Here is a 6,076-nt window from a genome sequence, read left to right as displayed (position 1 = left end):
TTTTAGAGGGGAAAATCCCTAGAACCCCTAGAACAATAAAGGTCACGCTGAACGACGGCGGTGAACAGGAAGTTCACTTTGACAAAGCCTTCATCGGCACCGGTGCCCGGCCTGCCGAACCACCCATTCCGGGACTGTCCGAGACGCCCTATCTTACCTCCACTACTGCGCTGGGACTGGATCATATTCCCGAGCGCCTCATTGTCATTGGCGCTTCAGTCGTTGCTCTGGAGTTGTCGCAGGCCTTTGCCCGCCTGGGCAGTAAAGTCACCATTCTGGCCCGCAGCCGGGTGCTGTCCCAGGAAGACCCGGCGGTGGGCGAGGCTGTGGAAGCAGCCTTCCGATGTGAGGGCATCGACGTGCTCAAACAGACCCAGGCCAGCGAGATCAGCCACAACGGCAGCCTCTTCACGGTCCAGACCAATGCCGGCATCTTGGAGGCAGAGCAGTTGCTGGTGGCCAGTGGTCGCACACCCAACACCGGGAATCTGAACCTGGAAGCCATCGGCGTTGCCACCGAGCGAGGCGCCATCCGGATTGATAAGCAGATGCAAACCACCGAGCCTGGCATCTATGCCGCCGGTGACTGCACCGATCAGCCCCAGTTTGTCTACGTGGCCGCTGCCGGCGGCAACCGGGCTGCCATCAACATGACCGGCGGTGACGCCAGCCTTGACCTCAGCGCCATGCCCGCAGTGATTTTCACCGATCCCCAGGTTGCCACGGTGGGCTTGACAGAAGCCGAGGCGGAAAAACAGGGCTTTGCCGTGGATACCCGAACGCTCGATCTTGAGAACGTACCGCGCGCGCTGGTGAACTTCGACACGCATGGTTTCATCAAGATGGTCGCAGAGCGGGAATCCGGCCGCCTGCTGGGCGTGCAGGCCGTGACCGGTGAGGCCGGTGAGCTGATCCAGACCGCGGTGATGGCGATCAGAGCCGGCATGACCGTGCAGGCCATCGGCGATGAATTGTTTCCGTATCTCACCATGGTCGAGGGGCTGAAGTTATGTGCTCAAACCTTCACCAAAGATGTAAAACAATTGTCTTGCTGTGCGGGATAGCATGACACTTAGGCACGTCCCCTCCCGGCGGGCTTTACGCACCCATTTTTCCATCTGGAAAGGAGCCAAAACTTTCACATGTGAAAGTTCTATAGGACAAATACAAGACGATTGCCCCATTCATCGTAACCTATTAATTTCCAAAAGGCCCCCATTCTGACTTCCTCCTTTGATCGACCGAATCGAAATCTTTCTGCCCTTCCTGGGCGGCGTCCGCGTGTCCAAAAAACCACCGTTTCGTGAACACATTGAGAAGGTGCCATTTTGCATGGATTCTCGGTGTGCAATCTGTTAAAATACTCGTATATTTTTCTATGTAAATTAATTGTACATGAATCAACGTATTGGCTATGCCCGCGTTTCAACGGATGATCAAAACCTGCACCTCCAAAGGGATGCCTTGGAGAAAGCGGGCTGCCAGGTCATCTATGAAGACAAAGCCAGTGGGAAGAACACTGAAAGGCCGGAGCTTGAGGCTTGCCTGAAAGCTCTGCGTTCAGGCGACACGTTGGTGGTTTGGAGGCTGGACCGTCTGGGACGAAGCTTGGGTGATTTGGTCAAACTCGTGACGACCCTGGAAGAACAGAGAATCGGATTTGAGAGTCTTCAAGAAAAGATCGAAACGACAAGTGCCTCTGGAAAGCTGGTTTTTCACGTATTTGCTGCACTTTCCGAATTTGAGAGAAACCTAATCAGCGAGAGAACACGAGCTGGATTGAAGGCCGCGCGGGCACGTGGCCGACTTGGTGGACGTAAACCAAAGCTGAAACAGAAAGACATTCGAGAGATTAAAGCTCTACTCAAGGATGGTTCGATTCCTGTAGCAGATGTTGCTAAAAGGTATGGAGTATCTAGAACAACTATCTATAATCATATCGGGGTGGTCAGTGTGCAAAATTCTAGTCGGGACTAAAAGTTTCGTATCTGTCATACTAAAATACACGAAAATATTGAGGCTACCCTGTTTTATGGAGATCAAATAATGGCTACAGCGGAACAACTGAAAGCGCTTTTAAGAAGTCACGCTGAGCGTGACGACCAGCGCTTTTACTCTGTTGCCCTTCAGGTCGCTGCCAAAGAAGCAAGACAGGGACATAACAAACTAGCTAGTGATATTAAGAATCTTGTTGAACGGTCTCAGAGCTCGAATAAAAAGCTTGGATTAGCATCTACTAGAGCTATCCCTTTTTCGCAGAAGAATAACAACGAGTTAAAGGGCCTGTTAGAGTTAACACCTCATAGTGTTCGTCTTAATGAAATTGTTCTTTCTGAAGACATACATGAACGTATGGAAAAAGTATTATTAGAACAACGTCAAAAAGATAGACTCAATAAGTTTGGATTACAGCCTCGCAGAAAGCTTCTTTTCACTGGTTCACCTGGAACAGGAAAAACGATGTCAGCATCAATGTTGGCAACGGAATTAAAGCTTCCGCTTTATACAATCGTTTTAGATAACTTAATCACACGATTTATGGGCGAGACAGCTGCAAAATTGCGATTGATTTTTGACCATATAAAGCAAACACGTGCAGTTTATCTTTTTGACGAATTTGATGCTATCGGAACTCAAAGGGGATCATCCAACGATGTTGGAGAAATCCGTCGGGTTTTAAACTCTTTCTTATTATTCGTCGAGCAAGACGAATCTGAAAGCATAATTGTTGCAGCAACAAACCACCCAGAGTTATTGGATCAAGCTCTATACAGAAGGTTTGATGACATTATTAAATTTGAAAAGCCAAAGTTCAATCAGATATGTTTGCTAATTCAAAATCGCTTGTCGCTTTTTGATACAGATGATTTTGATTGGGATAGGGTTGCAGAAGCAGCTGATGGTTTAAGCTCTGCTGAGATAACTCGTTCTTGTGAAGATGCAGCTAAAGAGGCAGTTTTGAGCTCCAACGAAAAAATAACAAGTGAAACTTTATTAAAAGCTTTCTCAAGAAGGCAATCAGGAAATAATAATTAATTAGGACGTTTTATGGTTTCTAAAAGGAAGCACTTAGATGTAACCAGTTTTTTCATCAACGAAGACTTTAAATCTAAAAGGACTGGAAGGAATCCAGGTGTTCCAGTGCGCAACAGAAACCAACATGGAAGGCATTTGGAGGAGCAGTATCAGAATCTACTGGATGCTTACAACCAGAAAAAAAAGCAAGAAATAGAAACCATCACTGATGACTCAGGAATATATGTTGAAGTTATAAGTGTTGATGGATGTAAGTTACCGTTGGATAGTTTAGATAATAGAGACTTCAAGCTCTGCTCTTGCCAAATTAAGGAAAATAGTGAAATAGCTCTCATTTTTATACCAGAAGATCGCCGAGATACATTTCTTAGAAAAATACAGCAATATTTAGACCCACAGAAAGATTCAAAGCCGAACAAAAATGGGGATTCATTTCCTAGGAATCATGCATTGATAGACAGCATATCTGAGGTCAGGCTTGCAAGTTTGGAGTCTTTTTGGACCGATCCCTCAGAGTTTTTCCCTAAGGACAAAAACGATGATTTCTGGTGGGAATTATGGTTGAAGAGAAATACTGTTGATAACGTTGAAGAAATAGCTGAGGCTCTAGCTGAACGTGTAAGTGGTCGTTTAGGTAATACTTCCATTTCGTTCTTTAACTCCTTTGTCGTGCTAATTAAAGCTACCGTAAATAACTTAGAAAAAGCTCCTGAGCTAATTTCAAATTTAGAGGAAGTTCGGAAAGCCAAGGATACACCAATCCCAATCATTAGCTCATCACCAAAAGAGCAGCAGGAGTGGCTCCAAAGCATTTCAGATAGAGTTTCCCTTTCAGATAATATATCAACCTGTGTTTCGATACTTGATACGGGAGTTAATTACAACAACCGTTTGTTAAGTGCAGTTAGCTGTGAGGAATATTCAGTCTCTTGGGATCCTGAGTGGCCCAAATACGACCAATATAACCCCCTAGCACCATTTAATGACCATGGCTCCTTGCAAGCAGGGCTTGCTGCGTTTGGAAATTTGATGGATGTTGTACTGGACGATAACGATATTCACGTATCGCATATCATTGAGTCGGCAAGAATAATACCCCCGCAAGGTAACAATGATCCCCTGTTATATGGAGCTATAACAGTAGGAGCTGCTTACAAGCTTGAAGTGGATAGACCTGATTTAAATCGAGTTTATAGTCTTGCTGTCACTTCTGACCATGAAAGAGAAAGTGGAAAGCCTTCTTCATGGTCGGCAGAAATTGATCGGTTTACTTCGGGGATGCAGGATGGAAAACGAAGGCTTTTTGTTATTTCTGCCGGAAACAATTTAGATATTCGTCCTGACCAGGACTATTGGGATCAAGTGAACCTTGCGGAGATAGAAGATCCGGCGCAGGCATGGAATGCTATTACTGTCGGAGCATATACGGAGTTGACAACAAACGATGACCCCTATTTCGCAGGTTGGTCACCATTTGCTTTAGAAGGTGATGTGGCTCCGTCGAGTCGCTCTTCTGTCAATTGGGATTGGAGAAAACAAGCTCCACTAAAGCCTGATGTTGTTGCCGAAGGAGGAAATAGACTGCTGTCGCCGGATAAGACAGAAGTTAGCAATGAAGATACGGTCGGGCTATTAACAACATCAGGAAAAACAACTGGTCAGGTTTTTGAGAGAGGTAGCGATACAAGTGCTGCGTGTGCGCTTGTATCAAGATGTGCAGCTCAATTAACAGCTGAGTACCCTGAGTTTTGGCCTGAAACAATACGAGGCTTAATTATCCACTCAGCTGAGTGGACACCAAGAATGATGGAGCGATTTGGACTCCTCAGTGCAGTGCACAGTCCTAAGGTAGCAAAAGAAACGTTGTTGCGTACTGTCGGTTATGGTGTGACTGATATTGATAGAGCTAGATATAGTGCTGATCACGCTCTCACATTAGTTGCAGAAGGTGAGATTCAACCATTTATTAAGCCTCACGATGCTAGTGCATCATCCGATCCTAAGCTGAATCAAATGAAACTTTACCAATTACCTTGGCCGCTTCAAGAATTGCAAAAACTGCCGCCCAATCTAGAGGTTAAGTTAAAGGTTACTTTGTCGTATTTTATAGAGCCCAACCCAGGACGAAGAGGGTACCGTACAAGATATAGTTATCAATCACATGGTTTAAGATTTGAAACAATAAGACCTGGTCAATCATTGGAAAATTTTCGGTCTTATATAAATGGCTTGGCAAATATGGATGGTTACGATGGGCCTGAAGGTGATAATGATGGGTGGTTTTTAGGTGAGCAACTTCGGACAAGAGGGTCGGTGCATTCAGACGAATGGATAGGCAGTGCGCAAGATTTAGCTGATATGCACACGATAGCTGTTTTTCCTGTTGGCGGGTGGTGGAAGTATAGAACTGCTGAGGATCGTTGGGAACATAGTGTAAAATTTAGCCTTCTTGTTAGTATAGAAGTTCCTGACGAGAGTGTTGATATCTATTCTGCTATAGAGAATGAGATACAGGTAGCGATAGAAAACCAAGTTGCGGTGGAAATTTAAACTAAGTTTGTTCACCACTGAAGGGGGAAATAGTTATGATAGATCTGAGCATTACAATGTACACCGCCCTTGGGTTTGTGGGCTTTGTTCTTTCTCTATGTGCTGTGCTCTATGTGAACGCAGACCGTTTAGAAAGTTGCGCTACCAAACGGTTTCGCCGTAATCGCTGAAATTAGCTTTCTAAACACCTCCTGGTGAACCATTTTGAAGCTCTTCCCCGTCACAGCCGCTGACGGGGCCTACCTTTTAACCCTCCTTTCCCTCTAAACCCAACGTTTCGAGTCCTTTTGGAGTAGCTCAGTCCAGAGAAATGCTGACTATTGCTTTCAAGGTCTCGAAAAGCGACTTTATGAGACTCAAGCGGAATTTGGGCGGCGGATTTCACCAGAATGACGGAATATGGGTCTCACAACAGCCTTTTACGAGACCTTCTTTTGGGGCTTGTGCATGTTCCGGCCCTTTCCGATCACCCATTTCGGTTCAATCCGAT

Annotated in this window: 4 protein-coding genes; all 4 read left to right on the top strand. The window is 45.6% G+C overall.

Features of this window, described 5'->3' with window-relative positions:
• On the top strand, positions 1 to 1,064 hold a 1,064-nt coding region (locus ACX5KA_RS14155; protein ID WP_458731474.1), incomplete at its 5' end, for an FAD-dependent oxidoreductase.
• A 331-nt stretch (positions 1,065 to 1,395) separates the two neighbouring features.
• Complete coding sequence (locus ACX5KA_RS14150; RefSeq protein ID WP_458731473.1) at positions 1,396 to 1,977, top strand: recombinase family protein; 582 nt, start codon at positions 1,396 to 1,398, stop codon at positions 1,975 to 1,977.
• Positions 1,978 to 2,046: 69 nt separating this feature from the next.
• Positions 2,047 to 3,036, top strand: a complete 990-nt coding sequence (locus ACX5KA_RS14145) for an AAA family ATPase (protein WP_458731472.1) — start codon at positions 2,047 to 2,049, stop codon at positions 3,034 to 3,036.
• A gap of 12 nt (positions 3,037 to 3,048) precedes the next feature.
• Entirely contained in the window at positions 3,049 to 5,586 is a 2,538-nt protein-coding gene (locus ACX5KA_RS14140; protein WP_458731471.1) for a S8 family peptidase, read from the top strand.
• The last annotated feature ends 490 nt before the right edge of the window (positions 5,587 to 6,076 follow it).

The organism is Alteromonas alvinellae, assembly GCF_902705805.1.
Note: the sequence above shows the minus strand (reverse complement) of the source record. Positions and strands in the feature narration are given on the sequence as shown.